The sequence below is a fragment of the Bradyrhizobium sp. USDA 4486 genome (assembly GCF_054057995.1).
In genome coordinates this window covers 6,010,479-6,032,327 of record NZ_JBSRZV010000001.1, presented here as the reverse complement: position 1 = coordinate 6,032,327, position 21,849 = coordinate 6,010,479, and the positions used below count along the sequence as shown (strand labels likewise).

The following is a 21,849-nucleotide window of genomic DNA, read 5'->3' as shown; positions in this document are numbered from 1 at the left end:
GTGAGGGGTAGCCACGAACTCCGACGTCGCTTGGGGCCACCCCTCACCCCAACCCTCTCCCACAAGGGGAGAGGGGGCGCAGCGGAGCGCGCGGCGCTATCTCAATTCCACATCAGGAGCACCCCATGCTGACCATGATCGGCAAGCGCCTGATGTTCGCGATTCCCTCGCTGATCGGCGTCGTCATCGTCACCTTCCTGCTGACCCGCGCGCTGCCGGGCGATCCCGCGGCCTACTTCGCCGGTCCCGCCGCAACGAAAGAAGCCGTCGAGCAGATCCGCAAGAAGCTCGGCCTCGACAGGCCGCTGATCGAGCAGTTCTTGCGCTACACCAACGACCTCGCCCATGGCGATTTCGGCAACTCGCTGACCACAGGCCAGCCTGTCGCGACCGAGATCCGCAACCGCCTGCCGGCCTCCGCCGAGCTGACACTGCTCGGCCTGATCGTCTCGATCGTGATCGCCATCCCGCTCGGCGTTCTCGCGGCAACACGGCCGGGATCATGGATCGACCATCTCTGCCGCGTCACGACGACGGCCGGTGTCTCGCTCCCTGTTTTCTTCACCGGCCTCGTGCTGGTCTATGTCTTCTATTTCCAGCTCGGCTGGTCGCCCGCGCCGCTCGGCCGCCTCGACGTGTTCTACAGCGCACCGCCGACGGTAACCGGCTTCTATCTGATCGACACGCTGATTGCGCGCGACTTCGAGGCGTTCCGCTCGGCGCTGAGCCAGCTGATCCTGCCTGCGACGACGCTCGCGATCTTCTCGCTGGCGCCGATCGCGCGCATGACCCGCGCCTCGATGCTGGCGGTGCTTGCGTCCGAATTCGTCCGCACCGCGCGCGCCAGCGGGCTGTCGCCATCGACCGTGATCGTCACCTACGCCTTCCGCAACGCGATGCTCCCGGTCGTCACCACACTCAGCATGGTGTTCTCGTTCCTGTTAGGGGCCAACGTGCTGGTCGAAAAGGTGTTCGCCTGGCCCGGCATCGGCTCCTATGCGGTGGAAGCGCTGATCTCCTCTGACTTCGCGCCGGTGCAGGGCTTTGTGCTGACCATGGCGGTCATGTACGTCCTTTTGAATCTCGTGATCGACATCTTGTACGGCGTGATCGATCCGCGCGTCAGACTTGAAGGCTAGGGGGACACAATGAGCTCCGTTGCGCCAGCCGTTGAACCCGCCGGCCCTGCCCGTACCTCAGGACTCATAGCAATCCTCGAACAAACTCGTTACGTCCTCAGCGAAAACAAGGTCACCGGCTTTGCCTTCGCGCTGCTGATCCTGATCCTGATCGCGGCGATCTTCGGCCCCTATGTGGTGCAGTACGATCCGCTCGCCTCCGACACGGCTGCCGCGCTGAAGCCGCCGTCGGCGGCGCATTGGTTCGGCACCGACCAGCTCGGCCGCGACATTTTCAGCCGCGTCATCGTGGCAACGAGGCTCGATACCTTCATCGCGGTCGCTTCCGTCGCCCTGGTGTTTCTGATGGGCGGCCTTGCCGGCATCGCGGCCGGCTATTTCGGCGGCTGGACCGATCGCATCGTCGGCCGCATCGCCGACACGATCATGGCCTTCCCGCTGTTCGTGCTGGCGATGGGCATCGTCGCCGCGCTCGGCAACACCGTGCAGAACATCATCCTCGCCACCGCGATCGTCAACTTCCCGCTCTACGCCCGCGTCGCGCGCGCCGAAGCAAATGTCCGCCGCAACGCCGGCTTCGTGCAGGCCGCGCGGCTGTCCGGCAACGGCGAATTCCGCATCCTGCTGGTGCACATTTTGCCCAACATCATGCCGATCATGATCGTGCAGATGTCGCTGACCATGGGCTACGCCATTTTGAATGCCGCGGGCCTGTCCTTCATCGGCCTCGGCGTCCGCCCGCCGACGGCCGAATGGGGCATCATGGTCGCCGAAGGCGCCGGCTTCATGGTTTCAGGCGAATGGTGGATCGCTCTGTTCCCCGGCCTCGCGCTGATGATCGCCGTGTTCTGCTTCAACCTCCTCGGCGACGGCCTCCGCGACATCGTCGACCCGCAACGGAGGACGTGATGGGTCGGCAAAAAATCTCCAATGATTTCAGTGGTGGCTCTACTGTGCATGGGGTTGTTTTCGATCTCATAAGCGACGGGAGGGATTCGTGACCGCCCAGCCGCTGCTCGACGTCCAGGATCTCACCGTCGAATTCACCACCCGCCGCGGCATCGTCAAAGCCGTGCAGCACGTCAACATCTCCGTCGCCAAGGGCGAGACGCTCGCCATCGTCGGCGAGTCCGGCTCCGGCAAGTCGGTGACCTCCTACGCGGTGATGCGCATCCTCGATCGCGCCGGCAAGATCGCCGAGGGATCGGTGATGTTCTCCGGCATCGACGTCAAGGCTGCGAGCGAGGACCAGATGCGCGACCTGCGCGGCCGCGAAGTCTCGATGATCTTCCAGAACCCTCGCGCGGCGCTGAACCCGATCCGGAAAGTGGGCGACCAGATCGAGGACGTGCTGCGCACCCATGTGCAGCAGGCGCAAGTGGGCGATCACGGCGAGAAGGCGATCGAGGCGCTGGAGCAGGTCAAGATCGCCCGTCCGCGCGAGCGCTACCATGCCTATCCGTTCGAGCTGTCTGGCGGCATGTGCCAGCGCGTCGTCATCGCGCTCGCGCTCGCCTGCAATCCGCAGCTCTTGATCGCGGACGAGCCGACGACTGGATTGGACGTCACCACGCAGAAAGCGGTAAATGGACCTGATTGTCGAGCTGACCAAGCGTCGCGCGATGTCGACCATCCTGATCACCCACGATCTCGGCCTTGCTGCCGCCTATTGCGACCGCGTCGTGGTGATGGAGAAGGGCCGCGTCGTCGAGACCGCGAAGGCCGCCGACATCTTCGCGAACCCGCAGCACCCCTACACCAAGAAGCTGATGCGCGCGACGCCGCGGCTCGGCGTGTCGTTGCGGGATCTCCTGCCCGAAGAGGAGAGCACCGCTGTCATGGCCGGGCTTGACCCGGCCATCCATCACGCTTCGAAAGATTCGTCTGTGTCGATGGACCCCCGGGTCAAGCCCGGGGGTGACGAGAATCCCAAACCCCTCCTCCTCATCGACAAGCTCGTCAAGGAATACCCCCGCCAGGGCGCCACGGCCGTGCTCGGCAAGCTCTTCGGCCGCAAGCCACCCGTCGAGCCCGATGTTTTCCGCGCCGTCGACGGCATCAGCTTCTCGATCGACCATGGCGAGAGCGTCGGCCTCGTCGGCGAATCCGGCTGCGGCAAATCGACGACATCGATGATGGTGATGCGCCTCCTGGACCAGACCTCCGGCCTGATCCAGTTCGACGGCGAGGACATCGGCAAGATGGCACCCGCCTCGTTTGCCCAGTTGCCGCAGCGCAGCCGCATCCAGATGGTGTTCCAGGATCCGACCGACAGCCTCAATCCGCGCTTCACCGCCGTCCGCGCCATCGCCGACCCGATCCTGCAGCTCGGCGACATCAAGGGCCGCGACGCGCTCCGCGCCCGCTGCGAGGAACTGGCGACCATGGTCGGCCTGCCGCACAATCTGCTCGACCGGTTTCCGCACCAGCTCTCCGGCGGCCAGAAGGCCCGCGTCGGCATCGCCCGCGCCATCGCGCTGCATCCAAAGCTCGTCATCCTGGACGAGCCGACCGCCGCGCTGGACGTGTCGGTGCAGGCCGTCGTGCTCAACCTGCTTCAGGACCTCAAGCAGCGGCTAGGCATGAGTTATTTGTTCGTCTCGCATGATTTGAATGTGGTGCGCTTGCTGTGCGATCGTGTCATTGTGATGCGGACGGGACGGATCGTCGAAGAGGGCTCTTCCGAGCAGGTCCTCAGCGATCCCAAGGACGACTACACCAAGGAGCTTTTGACGGCGATCCCGCATCCGCCGTTGCAAATGCACTGAGAGTGCACTGAGATCAGCTTGAGAGAGTGATGGCCGAACCTCTGGACGATTACATCGACGCCGTATCGAAAGCGCTGGCGCTGCCGGTCGAGGAGGCCTGGCGGCCCGCGGTGCGCGCCAATCTCGAAGTCTCGCTGCGGCTCGCCCGCCTCATCGACGAATTCGCGCTGCCGGACGAGACCGAGCCGGCGCCGATCTTCACGGCCTGATGATGCCATGACCACCAAGCCGGAAATGACAGCCGCGGAGATCGCGAGCGCGGTCGCGGACCGCAGAATGTCGGCGCTCGATGCCACCGAAGCAGCTCTCGCGCGTATCAAGCAGCACGACGGCATCCTCAACTCCTTCACCGACGTCACCGCCGATCGCGCCCGCGCCAAGGCGCGTGCGATCGATGCCGACATCGTTGCCGGCAAGAAGGTGGGCCCGCTCGCCGGCGTGCCCTTCGCAGTCAAGAACCTGTTCGACGTCGCCGGCCTGCCCACCCGGGCCGGCTCCAAGATCAACCGCGACCTCGCGCCGGCCAAGCGCGATGCCACGCTGATCGAGCGCATGGAAGCCGCCGGCGCCGTGCTGGTCGGCGCGCTCAACATGGGCGAATACGCCTACGATTTCACCGGCGAGAACGTCCATGACGGGCCCTCGCGCAATCCGCATGACACGACGCGGATGACCGGCGGCTCCTCCGGTGGTTCCGGCAGCGCTGTCGGCGGCGCGCTGGTGCCGATCGCGCTTGGCTCGGACACCAATGGTTCGATCAGGGTGCCCTCGTCGTTCTGCGGCATCTTCGGGCTGAAGCCGACCTATGGCCGGCTGTCGCGCGCGCGCTCGTTCCCGTTCGTCGCGAGCCTCGATCATCTCGGCCCGCTCGCGCGCTCGGTCACCGATCTCGCGCTCGCTTACGACGCGATGCAGGGACCGGATGCGGACGATGGCGCCTGCACCACGCGTGGGCTGGAGCCGTCGCTGCCGCTGCTCGCCAATCCGGTCTCGGATCTGCGCATTGCGATTGCCGGCGGTTATTTTCAGAAGAACGTCTTTCCTGAAGCCCTCGAGGCGGTCAGCCGCGTCGCCAAGGCGCTCGGCGCAACGCAAGTCGTGGACGTGCCTGAAGCCGCGCGCGCCCGCGCCGCTGCCTATGTCATCACCACCACCGAAGGCGCCTCACTGCATCTCGACCGTCTGCGCAAGCGCCCCAACGATTTCGATCCGGCCGTGCGCGACCGGCTGATCGCCGGCGCGATGGTGCCGGCAGCGCTGGTCGATCGCGCGCAGAAATTCCGCCGCTGGTATCGCGGCCAACTCGCCGAGATCTTCAAATCCGTCGACGTGCTGCTCGCGCCGGCAACGCCCTGCACCGCGCCGAAGCTCGGCCAGGTGAATTTCAATCTCGACGGCGTCGAGCTGCCGGTGCGCGCCAATATCGGCATCCACACCCAGCCCATCTCCTTCATCGGCCTACCGGTGGTCGCGGTGCCGGTGGCGCTCGAGCCGCTGCCGATCGGGGTGCAGATCATCGCCGCGCCGTGGCGCGAGGACATTGCGCTCCGCGTCGCGTACGCGTTGGAAAAGATGGGCGTCGTATCTGCGTCGCCACCAAGAGGAATTTGAAATGGAGATCGATCTTCCCGAGGTCATCGCGGAAGTGAAGGCCGCCTTCGAGCGCTATGAGCAGGCCCTCGTCAGCAACGACGTTGCCGTGCTCGGCGAACTCTTCCGCAACGATCCGCGCACGCTGCGCTACGGTATCGGCGAGAACCTCTATGGCTATGAGGCGATCTCCGGCTTCCGCGCCGCGCGCTCGCCGGTCGGCCTCAACCGCCGCACCGCGAAAACCGTCATCACGAGCTATGGCCGCGACACGGCCGTGGCCTCCACCCTGTTCTATCGCGACACGGCGCCCGGCAAGGTCGGCCGGCAGATGCAGACCTGGATTCGCTTCCTGGAGGGCTGGCGCGTCGTCGCTGCCCATGTCAGCATCATCGACGAGTCGAAAGAGACCTGACCGTATGACGCTTGACGATCTCCCGCCCGGGACACTGCCGGCCGAGCCGATGGTGCCCCGCGTCGACCGTGCACTCCCGTCGCTGCAGAAGGTCACGCGGGCCGAGGAATTGCGCCTCCAGCTTGCCGACGAGATCGTGCGCGGCGCGCTCGCGCCTGGTGCGCCGCTGGACGAGACCGACATCGCGCGGCGCTTCAGCGTCTCGCGCACGCCGGTGCGCGAGGCGCTGCGCCAGCTGGTGGCAAGCGGCCTCGTCGAAGCGCGCGCTCATCGCGGCGCGGTGGTGGCGCAGCCCTCGATCGAGCGGCTCAAGAGCATGTTCGAGGCGATGGCCGAGCTCGAGGCGCTCTGTGCCGGCCTTGCCGCCGAGCGCATGTCGGCCGCCGAACGTCACGGCCTGGAGGCCATCCATGAAGAGCTCCGGCTGCTCAGCTATGCCGGCAATCCCGACCGCTTCCACGAGGTCAACGAACGCTTCCACAACGCGATCTATGCGGGATCGCAGAACGGCTACATCGCCGAGATCACGCTGGCGACGCGCGTGCGCGTGCAGCCGTTCCGCCGCGCCCAGTTCCGCAATCTCGGCCGGTTGGCCAAGTCGCAAGCCGAGCACGACCGCGTCGTCGTCGCCATCATGCGCGGCGACAAGCACGGCGCCGCTGGCGCCATGCGTGCGCATATCGAGCTGGTGCGCGGGGAGTATGAGATCTACGCGGTGTCGGTGTGAGCCGCGCACCCGCTGCCGTAGGGTGGGCGAAGGCGCAAAGCGCGGTGCCCACCATTTCTCTCGGCTAGCGGCGGTCGTGGGCACGCTTCGCTTTGCCCACCCTACGAGACCTATGTTGTCGAGGCCTCCTTCACATATGCGCGCCAGCCGCCATGCGCCGTGATATCCCGCGCCTCGGCGAGCACCTCCGGCTCGACCAGAAATCCCTTCACGCTGCGGCCATCGGCGAGCCGGATCGTGCCGATCGCCATCGGCGCTGGAATCGCATTTACGAACTTGCCGAACGCAGCCGCGGGCAGCGACCAGATCTCGAGCTCGATCGACGCGCCCGTGCCGGCCGCGACGCGCAGCATGCCCGGCTTCGGCGGCGTGGTAGGTAGTGCGTAGAGCTTGTAGTCCGCCGCTGTCTTCGTCGCCTCGATCAGCTTTCCGTTCAGCGCGGTCAATTCACGGTTCAGCGCCATGCCGGAGAGATGCGCGCCGACCACGGCGATCGGAATCTCGTCGCCACCCCTTGCCGGCAGAGGCGCGAGCGCAGGTTGCGCAACACCCTTTGCCCCGACACTCAGCTTCGTATCCGCATGGAACACCCGCCCGATGCTCGCGAGTAGCGCATCGCGTCCCGCCGGCGCAAGCAGCGTGATCCCGAACGGGATGCCGTCAGCCCGGATCGAAGCGGGAAGCGCCAGACCGCAGAGGTCGAGCAGGTTCACGAAATTGGTGTAGGTGCCGAGCCGGCTGTTGAGCTCGATCGGATTGGCCAGCACCTGCGCCGTCGTATAGGCGGTGGGCGCCGTCGGCAGCACCAGCGCGTCGATGTTGGCAAAGGTGCGCTCGGCGATCTTGCGCAGGCCCTGCAGGCGGTAGAGTGCGGAGAACGTCTCCGCCGCCGTCAGCCGTGCGCCGGCCGCGGTGATCTCGCGCGTCACCGGGTGAATCGAATCGGGCGCGGACGCCAGCAGATCCTTGATCACGAGATAACGCTCGGCGACCCAGGGTCCCTCATAAAGCAGCCGCGCCGTCTCGTAGAATGGCTCGAGATCGAACTCGACCAGCGTCGCGCCCAGCGCGGTCCAGCGCTTCAGCGCGTCGGCATAGGCAGCTTCCGCCTTCTTGTCGCCGAAGAAGATCAACTGCCCATTGCGCGGTACGCCGAGGCGCAGATTCGCTGGGACCGATGTTATGGCGCCCAACGGCCGGTCGCGCGAAAACGGATCGGCCTGATCCGGGCCGGCCATCACCGACAGCGCAAGCGCGGCGTCGTCCACCGTCAGTGCGAACACCGAGATGCAGTCGAGCGTGCGGCAGGCCGGCACGAGGCCCGCGGTCGAGATCATGCCGAGGCTCGGCTTCAGCCCGACGATGTTGTTGAGCATCGCCGGCACGCGACCTGAGCCGGCCGTGTCAGTCCCCAGCGACAGCGGCACGAGCCCCGCACCGACGGCGGTGGCCGAGCCCGAGCTCGACCCGCCCGGAATGAGATCCTCGCGGATCGAATTTTTGGGAATGCCGTAGGGCGAACGCACGCCGACGAGGCCGGTTGCGAACTGGTCGAGATTGGTCTTGCCGATGATGATGGCGCCGGCCGCGCGCAGCCGCTCCACCGCGGTCGAGTCGTGCGTCGGCATGTACGAGAAAGCCGGGCAGGCCGCCGTGGTCGGAAAGCCGAGCGCGTCGATATTGTCCTTCACTGCGACCGGTACGCCGTAGAGCGTCAGGCTCTCTGCATCGGCGCGCGCGGCGAGCTTCCCGGCCTCTGCGACCGCGTCCTTCTCGTCGCGCAGGCTGATGAATACGGCCGGATCGTTGTGGTCGCGGATGCGCTGATAGGTCCGCGCGACCGTCTGCGCTGGCGTCATCGTGCCCGCGCGATGCGCGGCCACGATCGCGGCGATCGTTTCAGGCTGCTCAGCCCCCATGGTCACAAAACTCCGGCAACAGGTCTCACCCGGATTGAAGCAAGCGATGTGCCATTGTGTACATTATCCGGGCAGCGCGCTCGCTCCGGAAATTAACGTGAGATCAATGGCTTGGGAGATGCGCTGATGAGCGAGCGGGCCGTCATGCCAACGCCCTGTTGCGGGCATTTGCTCAAATCGTGGGCAGTCTCGGTCAGGTGAAGTCGGCGAGGATACGAAGCAGCCGCTCCCGGTTCTCCCTGCCGATCTTGGCCTCGACATGCCGTTCGTGCTCGGCGGCGAGGCGCTTGAACTTTGCCAGTGCCGTCTCGCCCTGCGCAGTGAGGTGCAGCGCGTGCGAGCGCCGGTCCGCCTTCGACTTGATCCGCTTCACCAGCTTGCGCTCTTCGAGGCTGTCGAGCAGGTGCACCAGCCGGGCGCGCTCGATGCCGAGGCGTTTGGCCACCGCCATTTGCGACAGACCTGGATTGGCGCCGATCACCGTCAGCACCGAATATTGTGTCGGGCGGATGTCGACCGCGCGAAGCGTCCTGATGAAGTCCTGAAAGATCCAGATCTGGAAGCGCCGCACCGCATAGCCGGCGTGACCGACCAATGCGTCGAGGCCGATCTCGTCCGCGTCGATCCGTCGCGCGTCGCCGTTGCCGGCGCGTTTGCGGGGAGAGGTCTGGGCTGCGGTGGCTGTCACGTGGGGTCTCCTGCCGCGTAACCTTAGCGCCTCGGCCGCCGGAGCGAAAGATTGTTGTTGACGACAACAATTTCTCTGCCCAACATTATGACCAAAGCAGTCCGGAACGAGGCTGCGACCGATCCCGGATTCGGGCGAGGAGGAGACCATGACGTCAGCCACCCGCGGTGACGCTTCGAGCCTGTTCGCAACGCCCAAAACCGTGGTCGAGCACCGCGCCGACGGCAGCATCCTGCTGCGCTCGCCGGAGCCCCTGCGCGAGAGCGCACGCTGCATCGGCGACTGGCTGGAGCATTTTGCGCGGCAGACGCCCGACAAGATCTTTCTTGCCGAGCGCGGCCGCGCCGATACGCCCTGGGCCACCGTGACTTACGCTGGTGCTCTGCGGCGGGTGCGCGCGACAGCGTCGTGGATTCTGGCGCAGGGGCTCAGCACGGAGCGCCCCGTTGTCATTCTCTCAGACAACAGCATCGACCACGCGCTGCTCGCGCTCGCGGCCCAGCATGTCGGTGTGCCCTCGGCCGCGATCTCGCCGGCCTATTCGCTGATGTCGAAGGACTTCGACAAGCTCAAGAGCATGATTGCGTTGCTCGAGCCCGGCGCGATCTACGTCTCTGCGCTCCAGCCGTTCGCGCCAGCGCTGGCCGCCATCAAGCCGCTGCACAACGCGCACATCATCAGCGGCAATGCCGATGACGCCGATGCGCTCGCGTTCCGCACCATCGCGACAACGCCCGAGACGCCGGATGTCGCACGAGCCTTCGCCGCGGTGACGCCGGATACGATCGCAAAATTCCTGTTCACCTCAGGCTCGACCGGCACGCCCAAGGCGGTCATCAACACCCAGCGGATGCTGACCTCGAGCCAGCAGGCCAAGGCGCAAACCTGGACCTTCCTCGAACAGAGCCGCGGCGATCTCGTCATTCTCGACTGGCTGCCCTGGAGCCACACCTTCGGCGCCAACCACAATTTCAATCTCGTGCTGCGCAACGGCGGCTCACTCTATATCGACGGCGGCAAGCCCGCGCCCGGCCTGTTCGCGACAACGCTCGCCAATCTGAAGAGCGTGATGCCGACGGTCTATTTCAACGTGCCGCGCGGCTTCGACATGTTGATTGCGGCGCTGCGCGGTGACGAAGAGCTGCGCCGCCGCTTTTTCAGTGAGGTGAAGTTCGCCTTCTATGCCGGCGCCGCGCTGCCGCAGAATCTGTGGGACGCACTCGCGCAGCTGTCCATGGAGACCGTCGGCCGCGCGATGCCGATGGTCTCGGCCTGGGGCTCGACGGAAACCTCACCGCTCGCCACCGACTGCCATTTCTTGGCCGAGCGCTCCGGCAATATCGGTGTGCCCATTCCCGGCACCGAGCTGAAACTCGTCACGTCAGGCGACAAGCTAGAGGTGCGGGTGCGCGGCCCTAACGTCACGCCGGGCTATTGGAAGGCCCCCGAGTTGACGAAGCAGGCTTTTGACGACGAGGGCTTTTACCTCATCGGCGATGCCGTGAAGCTTGCCGACAGCGCACGGCCCGAGCGGGGCCTGTTCTTCGATGGCCGCGTCGCCGAGGATTTCAAGCTTAATTCCGGCACCTGGGTCAGCGTCGGCACGCTGCGCGTCGCCGGCATCGCCGCGCTGGCGCCGCTCGCGCAGGACATCGTCGTGACCGGTCATGGCGGCGACGAGGTGCGCTTCCTGGTGTTCCCGAATGTCGCGGCGTGCCGCGCGCATGCGGGTTTACCCGAGACGGCAGGTGTAAATGAAGTGCTTGGACATGTGAAGGTGAGAGCCGCGATCGCGCAAGGGCTCGCAAGGCTGAAGCAGCAGGGCGCCAATTCCTCCGGCCATGCGACGCGCGCATTGCTTCTTGCCGAGCCGCCCTCGGTCGATGGCGGCGAGATCACCGACAAGGGGTACATCAACCAGCGCGCGGTGTTGACGCGGCGGATCGATGCGGTGGCGCGGTTGAATGATGATGCGTCCGGAGAGTGGGTGGGGCTGTAGTTGGTGGAGCCGATGCATCGTGACGCTGAGGCCGATCTAGCGATCATTCCGGGGCGCGCCTTTGGCGGCGGCCCCGGAATCCATCTCACCGCACAGGGTATCGCGCCATGGATTGGGGAGGTGCGCTACGCGCGCCCGGAATGACGAGCCGGTTAGTTACGCCAGCCATCCTGCCGTAATATCCTGCCGTTTTTTGTTGCCTAGGCAACTAATTTGTGCGAACCACTCCAGGCGAGGACGACGGTGGGGGAACCGCCGCGTCTGATCCTGGAGGAAACGATGCGCGGCTGGAATGCTGCCGTCGGCAGACGCCGGCGCTTGCCTGGGGATGACGGGGGACGGCGCCTGACGCGCGGCCTGTCAGGTCTCGGTGCTGCCGGTCACCGCGCCGAGATTCTCGTGCAGCCGGCGGACCAGGTCGATCAGCACCTCGCGCTCGTCCTTGTTGAGGCAGGACAGCAGGCGGCGTTCGCGGTCGAGCGCCGCGACGATCACCTTGTCATGTGTGGCGCGACCTTTCGCCGTCAGCGAAATCGAATGAGTGCGGCCGTCGTTGGGGTCGGTGCGGATCGAGACCAGCCCGCGCTTCTCGAGGCCCGCCAGCGTCCGGCTCACCGGTCCCTTGTCAAATCCGATGACGTGGCAGATGCGCGAGGCCGGAATGCCGGGCTCGATCGCCAGCAGCGACATGATCCGCCATTCCGTGACGTTGACGCCGAACTGCCGCTGATAGAACGCGGTCGCGCTGTTCGACAGCTTGTTGGCGATGAAGGTGATGAGAGCCGGAACGTAGCGATCGAGATCGAGCGTCGGTCCGGCTTCGACGGACGCGGGTCTTGGGCGGGATCGGGTCGAAGGCGTCGGCATGTCGGGATTTTGACTCGCAAGCTGCCTTTAGACCTAAGGGCATGCGGCCGCGTTTCACAAGATCAAAGTGACGGAGGACTTCAATGAGCGCAAGCGGCTCCCCAGCGGCCAATGGTTCGCCGGCCGTCCCACATCTCGACGTGGATCCGTTCGACATGAAGTTTTTTGCCGACCCGTATCCCACGCACGAGCTGCTGAGGGAGACGGGACCGGTGGTCTATCTCGATAAGTGGAACGTCTACGGCGTGGCGCGCTATGCCGAGGTCCATGCCGTCCTCAACGATCCCGCCACCTTCTGCTCCAGCCGCGGCGTCGGCCTGTCCGACTTCAAGAAGGAGACGCCATGGCGGCCGCCGAGCCTGATCCTGGAGGCCGATCCGCCGGCGCACACGCGCACCCGCGCGGTGCTGTCGAAGGTGCTTTCGCCGACCGTGATGAAGCAGGTGCGCGATCGCTTCGCCGCAGCGGCCGAGGAGAGGGTCGCTGCGCTGCTGGACAAGCGCAGCTTCGATGCGATCACGGATCTCGCCGAAGCCTATCCGCTCTCGATCTTTCCGGATGCGCTCGGGCTGAAGCCGGAGGGGCGCGAGCATCTCATTCCCTATGCGAGCGTCGTGTTCAACGCCTTCGGCCCGCCCAACCAGCTGCGCCAGGAGGCGATCGAACGTTCGATGCCGCATCAAGCCTACGTCGCCGAGCAATGCCAGCGCGAGAACCTTGCACCCGGCGGCTTCGGCGCCTGCATTCATGCGCAGGTGGACGAGGGCGCCATCACGGCGACGGAGGCGCCGCTGCTGGTGCGCTCGCTGCTCTCCGCCGGGCTCGATACAACAGTCAACGGCATCGGCGCGGCGGTCTATTGCCTCGCGCGCTTTCCCGATCAGTGGCAGCGCCTGCGCGATGATCTCTCGCTGGCGCGTGGCGCCTTCGAGGAGGCGGTGCGCTTCGAGAGCCCGGTGCAGACCTTCTTCCGCACGACGACGCGGGATGTCGAGATCTCCGGTGCGCGCATCGGCGAGGGCGAAAAGGTGCTGATGTTCCTCGCCGCCGCCAACCGCGACCCGCGCCGCTGGGACAAGCCTGATAGCTACGACATCACCCGCCGTACCTCCGGCCATGTCGGCTTCGGCTCCGGCATCCACATGTGCGTCGGCCAGCTCGTCGCCCGCCTCGAAGGCGAGGTGATGCTGACCGCACTGGCCCGCCGCGTCGCGAAGATCGAGATCACGGGCGAGCCGAAGCGCCGCTTCAACAACACGCTGCGCGGGCTCGACAGCCTGCCTGTTACCATCACCCCGGCCTGACGAGGAGTTTCATGCCCGCCATCACCTTCATTCATCCCGACGGAAAGTCCGAGCGCGTCGAGACCTCAGGCGGCGAAAGCGCCATGCAGGCCGCGACGCGGCACGGCCTCGACGGCATTCTGGCTGAATGCGGCGGAAACGCCATGTGCGCGACCTGCCACGTCTATGTCGACGAAGCCTGGCTCGCGCGTCTGCCTGCGGTCGCCGGCGACGAGGACGCCCTGCTCGACGGCACCGCGGCGGAGCGGCTGCCGAACAGCCGGCTATCCTGTCAGATCATGATCACGCCCGCGCTCGACGGGATCGTGCTGAGACTGCCGGAGCGGCAGGTCTGATTCTCAAAAGTCTGACCTTCAAGAAGCTGACTTTCAAGAATGTTCCGGCAACGGCCGGCCCAAACACATCAAGGAGGGAACGATGAAACGGCTGAGGTGGACACTTGCGCTGGCCGCAGGCCTGATGAGCAGTGCTGCGAGTGCGGAGATCTCGGACAATGTCGTGCGCGTCGGCGTGCTCAACGACATCTCCGGCATCTTCCAGGACACCAATGGCATGGGCTCGGTCGAGGCCGCGCGCATGGCGGCGGAAGATTTCAACGGCGGCGGCAAAGGCATCAAGGTCGAGATCGTCTATGCCGATCACCAGAACAAGGCCGATGTCGGCAATGCCATCGCGCGCAAATGGCTCGATGTCGAGGGCGTCGATGCCATCGTCGACGTGCCGAACTCGGCCGTCGGTCTTTCCATCAACACGCTGCTGCGCGACAGCCGCATGACCTTCCTGGCGTCGTCCACGGCAAGCTCGGATCTCACCGGCAAGGCCTGCTCGCCGAATACGATCCAGTGGGTCAACGATGCCTGGGCGACCGGCAACACCACCGCAGCCGCCATGATGTCGCGCGGCGGCAAGGACTGGTATTTCCTCACGGTCGACTACGCGCTCGGCAAGGGCATCGAGGCTGAAGCGCAAAAGTATATCGAGGGCCACGGCGGCAAGGTGCTCGGCTCTTCGAAACATCCGCTCGGCACCTCCGACTTTGCCTCCTTCCTGCTGCAGGCGCAGGGCTCGAAGGCGCAGGTGATCGGCCTTGCCAACGCCGGCGGCGACACCATCAACGCAGTGAAGCAGGCCGCCGAGTTCGGGATTCAGCAAAGCGGGCAGAAGCTCGTCGCCTTCCTGCTCTTCATCAACGACATTCACGGCATGGGCATCAAGGTCGCGCAAGGGCTCCAGCTGATGGAAGCCTTCTACTGGGACATGAACGAGGACACCCGCGCTTTCGCAAAGCGCTTTGCGGTCCGGCCCGGCATGAACGGCAAGATGCCGAGCGGCAACCAGGCCGGCGTCTATGCCTCGACGCTCGCCTATCTCAACGCGGTCGCGGCGTCCGGCAGCGACAATGCCAGGGACGTGGTGCCCGAGATGAAGAAGTTCAAAGGCAAGGACAAGCTGTTCGGCGACACCACGATCCGCCAGGACGGCCGCGTCGTGCATCCCATGTACCTGTTTGAGGTCAAGAAGCCAGAGGAGTCGAAATATCCCTACGATTATTACAAGCTGGTCTCGAAGATTCCCGCAGACCAGGCCTTCCGCCCGCTGGCGGAGGGCGGGTGTGAGTTGGTGAAGTAGGCGGTCGCGTGCCCCGGACGCGGCGCAGCGCGCAGCGATGCAACGCAGAGCCGGGGCCCACAATTCTGGGTCCCGGCTCTGCGTCGCGTCATTTCATGCCGCGCCGCGTCCGGGACACGAGAGCATCGGTTATGCCACCTTGCTTGATCCCTGCGTGATCAGCCGTGCGGCCCGCTGGTCCCGCGCGTAGATCCACAGCCAGCTCAGTGCGACGCTGAGGCGATGGCGGAGGCCGATCAGGAAGTAGATGTGGGCGATGCCCCAGATCCACCACGCGATGGTGCCGCGCAGCTTGACCTTGCCGAAATCGATCACCGCGAGCCGCTTGCCGATCTGGGCGAGGCTGCCGGCGTGCTTGTAGCGGAACGCGCCTTTGGTCTCGCCGCGCAGGCGGGCTTTGATGGTTTCAGCGACATGTCGTCCCTGCTGCTTGGCCGCCGGCGCGATGCCGGGCACCGGCTTGCCGTCCCAGGCGTTGATGCTGACAGTATCGCCGATCGCGAAGATGTCGGGATGGCCGGGAATGGTGAGGTCGGCCTCGACCTCTACGCGCCCGGCGCGATCGGCCGGCGCACCGAGCCATTCTGCGGCGGGCGAGGCGCGCACGCCGGCGGCCCAGATTCGTGTCTTTGCCTCGAGCAGCTTGCCGCCGAACACTACGCCCTCGCGATTGATCTCGGTGACGGCCTGCCCGAGCACGACCTCGACGCCGATCTTCTCCAGCGAGGCCTGCGCATAGGCGGAGAGGTCGTCGGCGAAGCCCGCCAGCACGCGCGGGCCGGCCTCGATCAGCACGACGCGCGCCTTGGTCGTGTCGATGTTGCGGAAATCCCCGGGCAGAGTGTGATGCGCCATCTCGGCGATGGTGCCGGCAAGCTCGACGCCGGTCGGGCCGGCGCCGACAATCACAAAGGTCAGCCGCGCGGCGCGCCGCGCCGGATCGGTCTCGCGCTCGGCGCGCTCGAACGCCACCAGGATGTGCCGGCGCAGCGTGGTCGCATCCTCCAGCGTCTTCAGGCCTGGTGCCCATGCCTCCCACTCGTCATGGCCGAAATAGGCGTGGCGCGCGCCGGTCGCGAGCACCAGCGTGTCGTAGCGTACCTCGCTGCCGTCGTCGATCAGGACGCAGCGACGCGCGGCATCGACACCGCTGACGGTCGCGAACAGCGTCGTCACCTCGCGCCGGTCGCGCATCAGGTGCCGGATCGGCCAGGCGATCTCGCTGGTCGCGAGCGAGGCCGTCGCGACCTGGTAGAGCAGCGGCTGAAACAGATGATGGTTGCGTCGGTCGATCAGCGTGATCTCGACCGGCGCGCCCGCAAGCCGGTAAGTCGTCTCCAGTCCGCCGAAGCCGGCTCCGACGATGACGACGCGATGCGGTGTCGTGGTCATGATGCGCCCTCGAATCTCGCTGCTCTCTTCCTTCATTTAAGTGCGGATCGGGCGCCGCGGTCCAATAGCCATCACCAATCGCTGCATAGGCCCGGTGTATCGATATCCCCGCGAAAAAGCGCCGCAGGCTTGACTAGGCCTTGGCCGAAGTAAGTAGCATTATAATTCTTGCCATCCCCGATTGGGGCGAAATATGGTGCAGAGGCGGGCGCTGACCCATTGGCGGCGCGACAGATTTTGCATTTCAATGGAGACTGGCCCCGGGGCGGCGATCACCCCGTTCCCGGGATCGGATCGATAATAAGGAGGGGAGTGGTTATGAGGACGGCATTCTGGCTGGCGGGCGCAGCGGCGCTGGTGCTGGCGAGCCCGGCATTCGCCGGCGACACCATCAAGATCGGTTTCGTTTCGACCTTCAGCGGCCCGACCGCCGTGATCGGCAACGACATGCGCAACTCGTTCGAACTCGCGCTCGATCATCTCGGGCGCAAGATGGACGGCAAGCCGGTCGAGGTGATCTATGAGGACGACGGCCAGAAGCCTGACGTAGGCAAGCAGAAGACCGAGAAGCTGGTTCAGTCCGACAAGGTTGATTTCATCGTCGGCTACATCTGGTCGAACGTGCTCTTGGCCTCGCTGAAGACCGCGGTGGACTCGAAGACCTTCCTGATCTCGGCCAATGCCGGCCCGTCGCAGCTCGCGGGCGAGCTCTGTTCGCCTTACGTGTTCTCGACCTCCTGGCAGAACGACCAGACGCCCGCCGCCATGGGCCTCTACATGAACCAGAAGGGCGTCAAGAGCGTGTTCCTGATCGGCCCGAACTACGCGGCCGGCAAGGACATGCTGGCGGGCGTGAAGAGCACGTTCAAGGGCGAGATCAAGGGCGAGGAATACACGGTGTGGCCGAGCCAGCTCGACTTCTCCGCCGAGCTCTCCAAGGCACGCGCCTCGGGCGCGGAGTCGATCTTCGTGTTCTATCCCGGTGCCGCCGGCGTGCAGTTCCTCAACCAATATGCGCAGGCCGGCCTGAAGAGCACGATGCCGCTCTACACGGCGTTCACCGTCGACGAGCTGTCGCTGCCGTTGCAGAAGGACAACGCGCTCGGCGTCCCCGGCGCGCAGGAATGGGTCAACGACCTCCCCAACGAGCAGAACAAGCGCTTCGTCGCCGACTACCGCAAGAAGTACGCCGGCCTGCGCCCGACCTATTACGGCGCGCAGACCTATGACGCGGCGCAGCTGATCAACAGCGCGGTCGTCGCGGTGAAGGGCGACACCAGCAAGAAGGACGCGATGAAGGCCGAGATGGAAAAGGCCAACTTCAAGTCGCTGCGCGGCGCGTTCAAATACGGCAACAACCACATCCCGGTGCAGAGCTTCTACCTCCAGGACGTGGTGAAGGATGCCGAAGGCCAGCTCGCGCTGAAGACCGTCGCGACAATCGTGGAGAACGACCAAGATCGTTTCCACGACAAGTGCCCGATGAAGTGAGGCTGATGCTCTTTCCCTCTCCCCGCAAGCGGCAGGGCAATCGCATATGCGGATAATGCTGCAGGTTCGATGTGTCTTGTGAGCAGCCGATCGCTCCACAAACTCGTCATGCCCGGGCTTGTCCCGGCCATCCACGTCTTGTTTTGCAAGAGTGAAGACGTGGATGGCGACGATGGAAACGGTAGCGCCAAAAATCACGCCGTTTTCATATGCGATTGCCCTGCCGCAGGCGGGGAGAGGCGAAGACGCCTACACTCGCGGCATGCTGGCGGGCCGCACCTCGCGGGCTTGCGCGGCGAGCCTGATGCCGGCATTGGCCGCGCCGAAGCCCTGATAATTCCTGCGCTCGACGATCTCGAAGAAGAAGCGCTCGTCGAAAATGTGGGTGTAGACCTGGAAGAACTCGCCGTCACCCTCACGGTCGTAGAGGATGTGGTTGGCGCGCAGTTGCGCCATCAGCTCGGGGGCGAGGTCGTATTTGGCCTCGATGTCGTCGTAGTAGTTGTCGGGGATGTCCAGGAAATCCGCGCCCCGCTTGCGCATCTCCGCGACCGTCGCGAAGATGTCGTTGCAAGAAAATGCGACGTGCTGCACGCCTGAGCCGAAGAATTCCGAAATGAAGCGCGCCGGCAGCGTCCGGTTGGCGGAGGAGCCGTTGAGCACGAAGCGCAGGCTCTGATCGGCGTTGATGATGGCCTGGCTCTGCACGAGGCCTCTGGGATCGGCAATCTCCATCTGCGGCAGGCGCTTGAGATCGAGAATGCCGGTGTAGAACAAGAGCCAGGACAGCATCTCGTCGTAGGGCATGGACTGCGCGATGTGGTCGACGGCGAGCAGGGCGTCCCTGGCGGCATCGCTCGCAACCGGCTCGAAATCCGTGTCCCAGTTCTTGCCGGCCTGGTCGAGGAAATAGAGCAGGCTGCCGCCGACGCCGTGGATCGCCGGAATTTCAAGCTCACCGGGTCCGACCGGCTGGTAGAACGTCCGCGCCTTCAGCATCTCGGCGCGCTGCATGGCAAGGCCGGCATTGTCGACATCGAGCGCGATGGCGCAGACGCCGGGCCCGTGCGTTACATAGTGCGAATGCGCAAAGCCATCGGTCTCGCAATTGATCACGAGCTCGACTTTGCCCTGCGACCAGCGCTCCACTGCCTTGCTGCGATGCTTGCCGGACTTTCGGAAACCGAGCTGCGAGAACAGGCGGGCGAGATCGCCGGCTTTGGCTTCGTTGACGGCAAACTCGATGAACCCGGTGCCGCCGCTCTTGGCCTTCGGCGCCAGTGGCTCGCCGGCAAATTTCGGCCAATCGGGCGCGAGCTGGTCCTCCAGCAGGATGAGCGAGCGCAGGCCGTCCACCGCGGTCTGGGCCGCCGAGCCGGCGCGGAACTGGTCGTTGAAGATCTCGAGCGACAGTGGCCCCGCGTAGCCGGTCGCCGCAATCGCCTTCATGAATTCGCCGACGGGCAGGTCGCCCTGACCCGGGAAGGAGCGGAAGTGCCGGCTCCATGAGAGAATGTCGAGTTCGAGCTTCGGCGCATCGGCAAGCTGCACCAGGAAGATCTTGTCGCCGGGGATCGAGGCCATCGCGCGGGTCGGAAAGCCCGGCGCCAGCGCGTGAAAGCTGTCGAGGATGACGCCGATCGCGGGATGATCGGCGCGCCGCACGATCTCCCAGGCATCGCGGTAGTCGTTGACGTGGCGCCCCCACGCAAGGGCCTCGTAGCCGACGCGCAAGCCACGCTTGGCGGCGCGCTCGCCCAGCTCGCGGAAATCATCCGCGGCGCGGTCGATGCCGCCGAGCGAGTTGGGCGAAACGTTGGAGCAGATCAGCAAGAGATCGGTGCCGAGCTCCTGCATCAGGTCGAACTTGCGCATCGCGCGGGCAAAATTGCGCGTGCGCTGCGGCTCCGGCATGCCCTCGAAATCGCGGAACGGCTGGAAAGCGCAGATCTCCAGCTTGAGGTCCTTGCAGAGCTGCGCCACCTCGCGCGGACCCGAACCGAACGACAGCAAATCGTTCTCAAAAATCTCGACGGCATCGAAGCCGGCGGCAGCGATGGCGCGGAGCTTTTCGTCCAGGGCGCCTGAGAGAGAGACGGTCGCGATCGCGCGTTTGTTCATGCTGCCTGCTCCATGATCCGCCCCGGCGAGATTGCCTGGCCCGTGCGCGCGGCCTCTGTGACGGCTTCGACGACGGCGAGCGTGCCCATTGCATCCTCGGCCGAGATCAGCGGCTGTTCGTGGCCGGCGATGACCGCGCAGAAATGGCGGAGCTGCTCGACCAGTGGATCGAAGGCGCGGCGGCGCGACGCTCTCGCGCGACAATGGCGCGTACCAGCCGGGCCGCTCCGCATAGGACCACAGCTCCATATTCGGCACGGACAGCGATCCCGCGGTGCCGGAGAAGATGTAGCAGGGCTGATCCTGCTTAGGGTATGCAGCGTTCTCGCCCGAGGAAAGCTCCCAGCTCCACGGCGCCGGCGTCGCATCCGATACGGTGACGGTCCCCAGCGAGCCGTTCGCAAAGCGCAGCAGCAGCGCTGCGGTGTCCTCGACGGCGAAGCCGCGCGCTCGGTTCGAGGTCAGCGCCTGCACCTCGGTGATCTCGCCGCAGATGAAGCGGAGGTTGTCGACATCGTGGATGAGATTGATCAGTAGCGGTCCGCCGCCCTGCTCGCGGCGCCAAGCGACCTCGAAATAGTCGTCGGGCTTTTTGAGCAGCCATAGCCCGACCACCGCGGTGAGCTGGCCGAGCCTGCCGATCGACACCGTCTCGCGTGCGGCCTTGATGATCGGATTGTGCCGGCGGTGATGGCCGACCAGCATCGGCACACCGGTGCGCTTGATCGCGGCGCAGAGGTGCTGCGCCGTGGCAACGGTCTCAGTCACCGGTTTCTCTATCAGAGCCGGCACGCCCGCCGCCGCGCAATCGAGCGCGATCGGAAGGTGCAGCGTGTTGGGCGAGGCGATGACGAGCCCGTCGGGCTTGTCCTGCTCCAGCAGCGCGCGATGGTCCGCATACCAGGTCACGCCGTGCGATTGCGCATAGTCCTTTGCGGCAGGCGAGGGGTCGGCGATGCCTGCCAGCACGCAGTCCGTTGATGCCGCGATCAACTCGATGTGGCGGCGGCCAATCAGGCCGGCCCCGGCGACTGCGATACGCATTTGCGCGCTCATGCCGCACTCTCCTCCATGGCACCGCCGAGGAAGAGCTGGCCGATCCGCGGATCGTTCAGGATGCGATCGGCCTTGTCGACCATGCGGGTCTGGCCGAGCTCGAGCACGATGCCGATGTCGGACATTTCCAGCGCCGAGCGTGCGTTCTGCTCGATCATCAGGATCGTGACGCCGCGGTCACGCAGGTTTTTGAGGATGTCGAAGGTCTGCTGCACCATCAGAGGCGACAGGCCGATCGAGGGCTCGTCGATCAGAACGAGCTTCGGATCGAGCAGCAGCGAGCGGGCGATCTCGAGCTGCTTCTGTTCGCCGCCCGAGAGCGTCGAGGCCTGCTGCGCCGACTTGCGGCGCAGCGCCGGAAACAGGTCGAGCGCTGCTTCGATCCGCTTCGGCAAATCGAGGCCCTTCCCGGCGGCGACGCCGCCGAGCTCGATATTGTGCCGCGCCGAGAGCTCCGGGAAGATGTTGCGTCCCTGCGGCACATAGCAGATGCCGGCATTGAGCAGCGCGCGCTGGCTCAAATTGGTGACGTCGCGGCCAGCGAAGCTGATCTTGCCCTCGCGCAGCTTCAGCAGGCCGAAGATTGCCTTGAACACGGTGGACTTGCCGGCGCCGTTGGGGCCGATGATGGTGGTGATGGTCGCCGGCGGCACGGCGAAACTCGTGCCGTTCAGGATCGTCATCTTGCCGTAGCCGCCGACGAGATTGTGAACCGAGAGGATCGGATCGCTCATGGCCTGCTTT

17 protein-coding genes and 2 pseudogenes are annotated in these 21,849 nt (G+C 65.4%); 12 read left to right on the top strand and 7 right to left on the bottom strand.

Annotated elements, in window-relative coordinates:
• The first annotated feature begins 125 nt into the window (after nt 1–125).
• From ACVWY3_RS28510 to ACVWY3_RS28480, 7 genes and pseudogenes are all read left to right on the top strand, one after another.
• Nucleotides 126–1,139 (top strand): ABC transporter permease, encoded by a 1,014-nt coding sequence (locus ACVWY3_RS28510; protein WP_456841437.1) that lies wholly within the window; start codon nt 126–128, stop codon nt 1,137–1,139.
• A gap of 9 nt (nt 1,140–1,148) precedes the next feature.
• Nucleotides 1,149–2,048, top strand: coding sequence for an ABC transporter permease (locus tag ACVWY3_RS28505; RefSeq protein WP_456841436.1), 900 nt, complete (start codon nt 1,149–1,151; stop codon nt 2,046–2,048).
• Nucleotides 2,049–2,136: 88 nt separating this feature from the next.
• Nucleotides 2,137–3,907 (top strand): annotated as a pseudogene (locus tag ACVWY3_RS28500) (dipeptide ABC transporter ATP-binding protein).
• A gap of 29 nt (nt 3,908–3,936) precedes the next feature.
• Nucleotides 3,937–4,116 (top strand): DUF4089 domain-containing protein, encoded by a 180-nt coding sequence (locus ACVWY3_RS28495; RefSeq protein ID WP_456841435.1) that lies wholly within the window; start codon nt 3,937–3,939, stop codon nt 4,114–4,116.
• A 7-nt stretch (nt 4,117–4,123) separates the two neighbouring features.
• Entirely contained in the window at nt 4,124–5,518 is a 1,395-nt protein-coding gene (locus tag ACVWY3_RS28490; protein WP_456841434.1) for an AtzE family amidohydrolase, read from the top strand.
• 1 nt (nt 5,519) lies between these two features.
• Nucleotides 5,520–5,912 carry an oxalurate catabolism protein HpxZ gene (gene hpxZ, locus ACVWY3_RS28485; protein WP_456841433.1) on the top strand — a complete coding sequence of 131 codons (393 nt, stop codon included), beginning with the start codon at nt 5,520–5,522 and terminating at the stop codon, nt 5,910–5,912.
• Nucleotides 5,913–5,916: 4 nt separating this feature from the next.
• The gene (locus ACVWY3_RS28480) at nt 5,917–6,639 is read left to right on the top strand and encodes a GntR family transcriptional regulator (protein WP_456841432.1); all 723 of its coding nucleotides are present in this window, start codon (nt 5,917–5,919) and stop codon (nt 6,637–6,639) included.
• A gap of 110 nt (nt 6,640–6,749) precedes the next feature.
• On the opposite strand, the gene atzF is transcribed toward ACVWY3_RS28480, so the two are convergent.
• Together atzF and ACVWY3_RS28470 are read right to left on the bottom strand one after the other, a co-directional pair.
• Complete coding sequence (gene atzF / locus ACVWY3_RS28475) at nt 6,750–8,558, bottom strand: allophanate hydrolase (protein WP_456841431.1); 1,809 nt, start codon at nt 8,556–8,558, stop codon at nt 6,750–6,752.
• Nucleotides 8,559–8,751: 193 nt separating this feature from the next.
• Nucleotides 8,752–9,246, bottom strand: a complete 495-nt coding sequence (locus ACVWY3_RS28470) for a MarR family winged helix-turn-helix transcriptional regulator (protein WP_456841430.1) — start codon at nt 9,244–9,246, stop codon at nt 8,752–8,754.
• Between the two features lie 148 nt (nt 9,247–9,394).
• On the opposite strand from ACVWY3_RS28470, the gene ACVWY3_RS28465 reads away from it, so the two are divergent.
• Entirely contained in the window at nt 9,395–11,245 is a 1,851-nt protein-coding gene (locus ACVWY3_RS28465) for a feruloyl-CoA synthase (RefSeq protein ID WP_456841429.1), read from the top strand.
• A 360-nt stretch (nt 11,246–11,605) separates the two neighbouring features.
• On the opposite strand, the gene ACVWY3_RS28460 is transcribed toward ACVWY3_RS28465, so the two are convergent.
• The gene (locus ACVWY3_RS28460) at nt 11,606–12,112 is read right to left on the bottom strand and encodes a MarR family winged helix-turn-helix transcriptional regulator (protein ID WP_456841428.1); all 507 of its coding nucleotides are present in this window, start codon (nt 12,110–12,112) and stop codon (nt 11,606–11,608) included.
• 83 nt (nt 12,113–12,195) lie between these two features.
• On the opposite strand from ACVWY3_RS28460, the gene ACVWY3_RS28455 reads away from it, so the two are divergent.
• The 3 genes from ACVWY3_RS28455 to ACVWY3_RS28445 all read left to right on the top strand — a co-directional run bounded on the left by ACVWY3_RS28455 (nt 12,196) and on the right by ACVWY3_RS28445 (nt 15,045).
• Complete coding sequence (locus tag ACVWY3_RS28455; RefSeq protein ID WP_456841427.1) at nt 12,196–13,416, top strand: cytochrome P450; 1,221 nt, start codon at nt 12,196–12,198, stop codon at nt 13,414–13,416.
• Nucleotides 13,417–13,427: 11 nt separating this feature from the next.
• Nucleotides 13,428–13,751 carry a 2Fe-2S iron-sulfur cluster-binding protein gene (locus ACVWY3_RS28450; protein ID WP_456841426.1) on the top strand — a complete coding sequence of 108 codons (324 nt, stop codon included), beginning with the start codon at nt 13,428–13,430 and terminating at the stop codon, nt 13,749–13,751.
• Between the two features lie 82 nt (nt 13,752–13,833).
• The gene (locus ACVWY3_RS28445; RefSeq protein WP_456841425.1) at nt 13,834–15,045 is read left to right on the top strand and encodes an ABC transporter substrate-binding protein; all 1,212 of its coding nucleotides are present in this window, start codon (nt 13,834–13,836) and stop codon (nt 15,043–15,045) included.
• 129 nt (nt 15,046–15,174) lie between these two features.
• Here the strand turns inward: ACVWY3_RS28445 and ACVWY3_RS28440 are convergent, their stop codons facing one another.
• The gene (locus ACVWY3_RS28440; RefSeq protein ID WP_456841424.1) at nt 15,175–16,437 is read right to left on the bottom strand and encodes an NAD(P)/FAD-dependent oxidoreductase; all 1,263 of its coding nucleotides are present in this window, start codon (nt 16,435–16,437) and stop codon (nt 15,175–15,177) included.
• Between the two features lie 318 nt (nt 16,438–16,755).
• Between ACVWY3_RS28440 and ACVWY3_RS28435 the strand changes: the two genes are divergently transcribed.
• Complete coding sequence (locus ACVWY3_RS28435) at nt 16,756–17,928, top strand: ABC transporter substrate-binding protein (RefSeq protein ID WP_456841423.1); 1,173 nt, start codon at nt 16,756–16,758, stop codon at nt 17,926–17,928.
• Nucleotides 17,929–18,177: 249 nt separating this feature from the next.
• On the opposite strand, the gene ACVWY3_RS28430 is transcribed toward ACVWY3_RS28435, so the two are convergent.
• From ACVWY3_RS28430 to ACVWY3_RS28420, 3 genes and pseudogenes are all read right to left on the bottom strand, one after another.
• Nucleotides 18,178–20,049 (bottom strand): bifunctional sugar phosphate isomerase/epimerase/4-hydroxyphenylpyruvate dioxygenase family protein, encoded by a 1,872-nt coding sequence (locus tag ACVWY3_RS28430; RefSeq protein ID WP_456843479.1) that lies wholly within the window; start codon nt 20,047–20,049, stop codon nt 18,178–18,180.
• A 276-nt stretch (nt 20,050–20,325) separates the two neighbouring features.
• A pseudogene (locus tag ACVWY3_RS28425) lies at nt 20,326–21,093 on the bottom strand (Gfo/Idh/MocA family protein); the annotation flags it as partial.
• Nucleotides 21,094–21,101: 8 nt separating this feature from the next.
• Complete coding sequence (locus ACVWY3_RS28420; protein WP_456841422.1) at nt 21,102–21,839, bottom strand: ABC transporter ATP-binding protein; 738 nt, start codon at nt 21,837–21,839, stop codon at nt 21,102–21,104.
• Nucleotides 21,840–21,849: the final 10 nt, after the last annotated feature.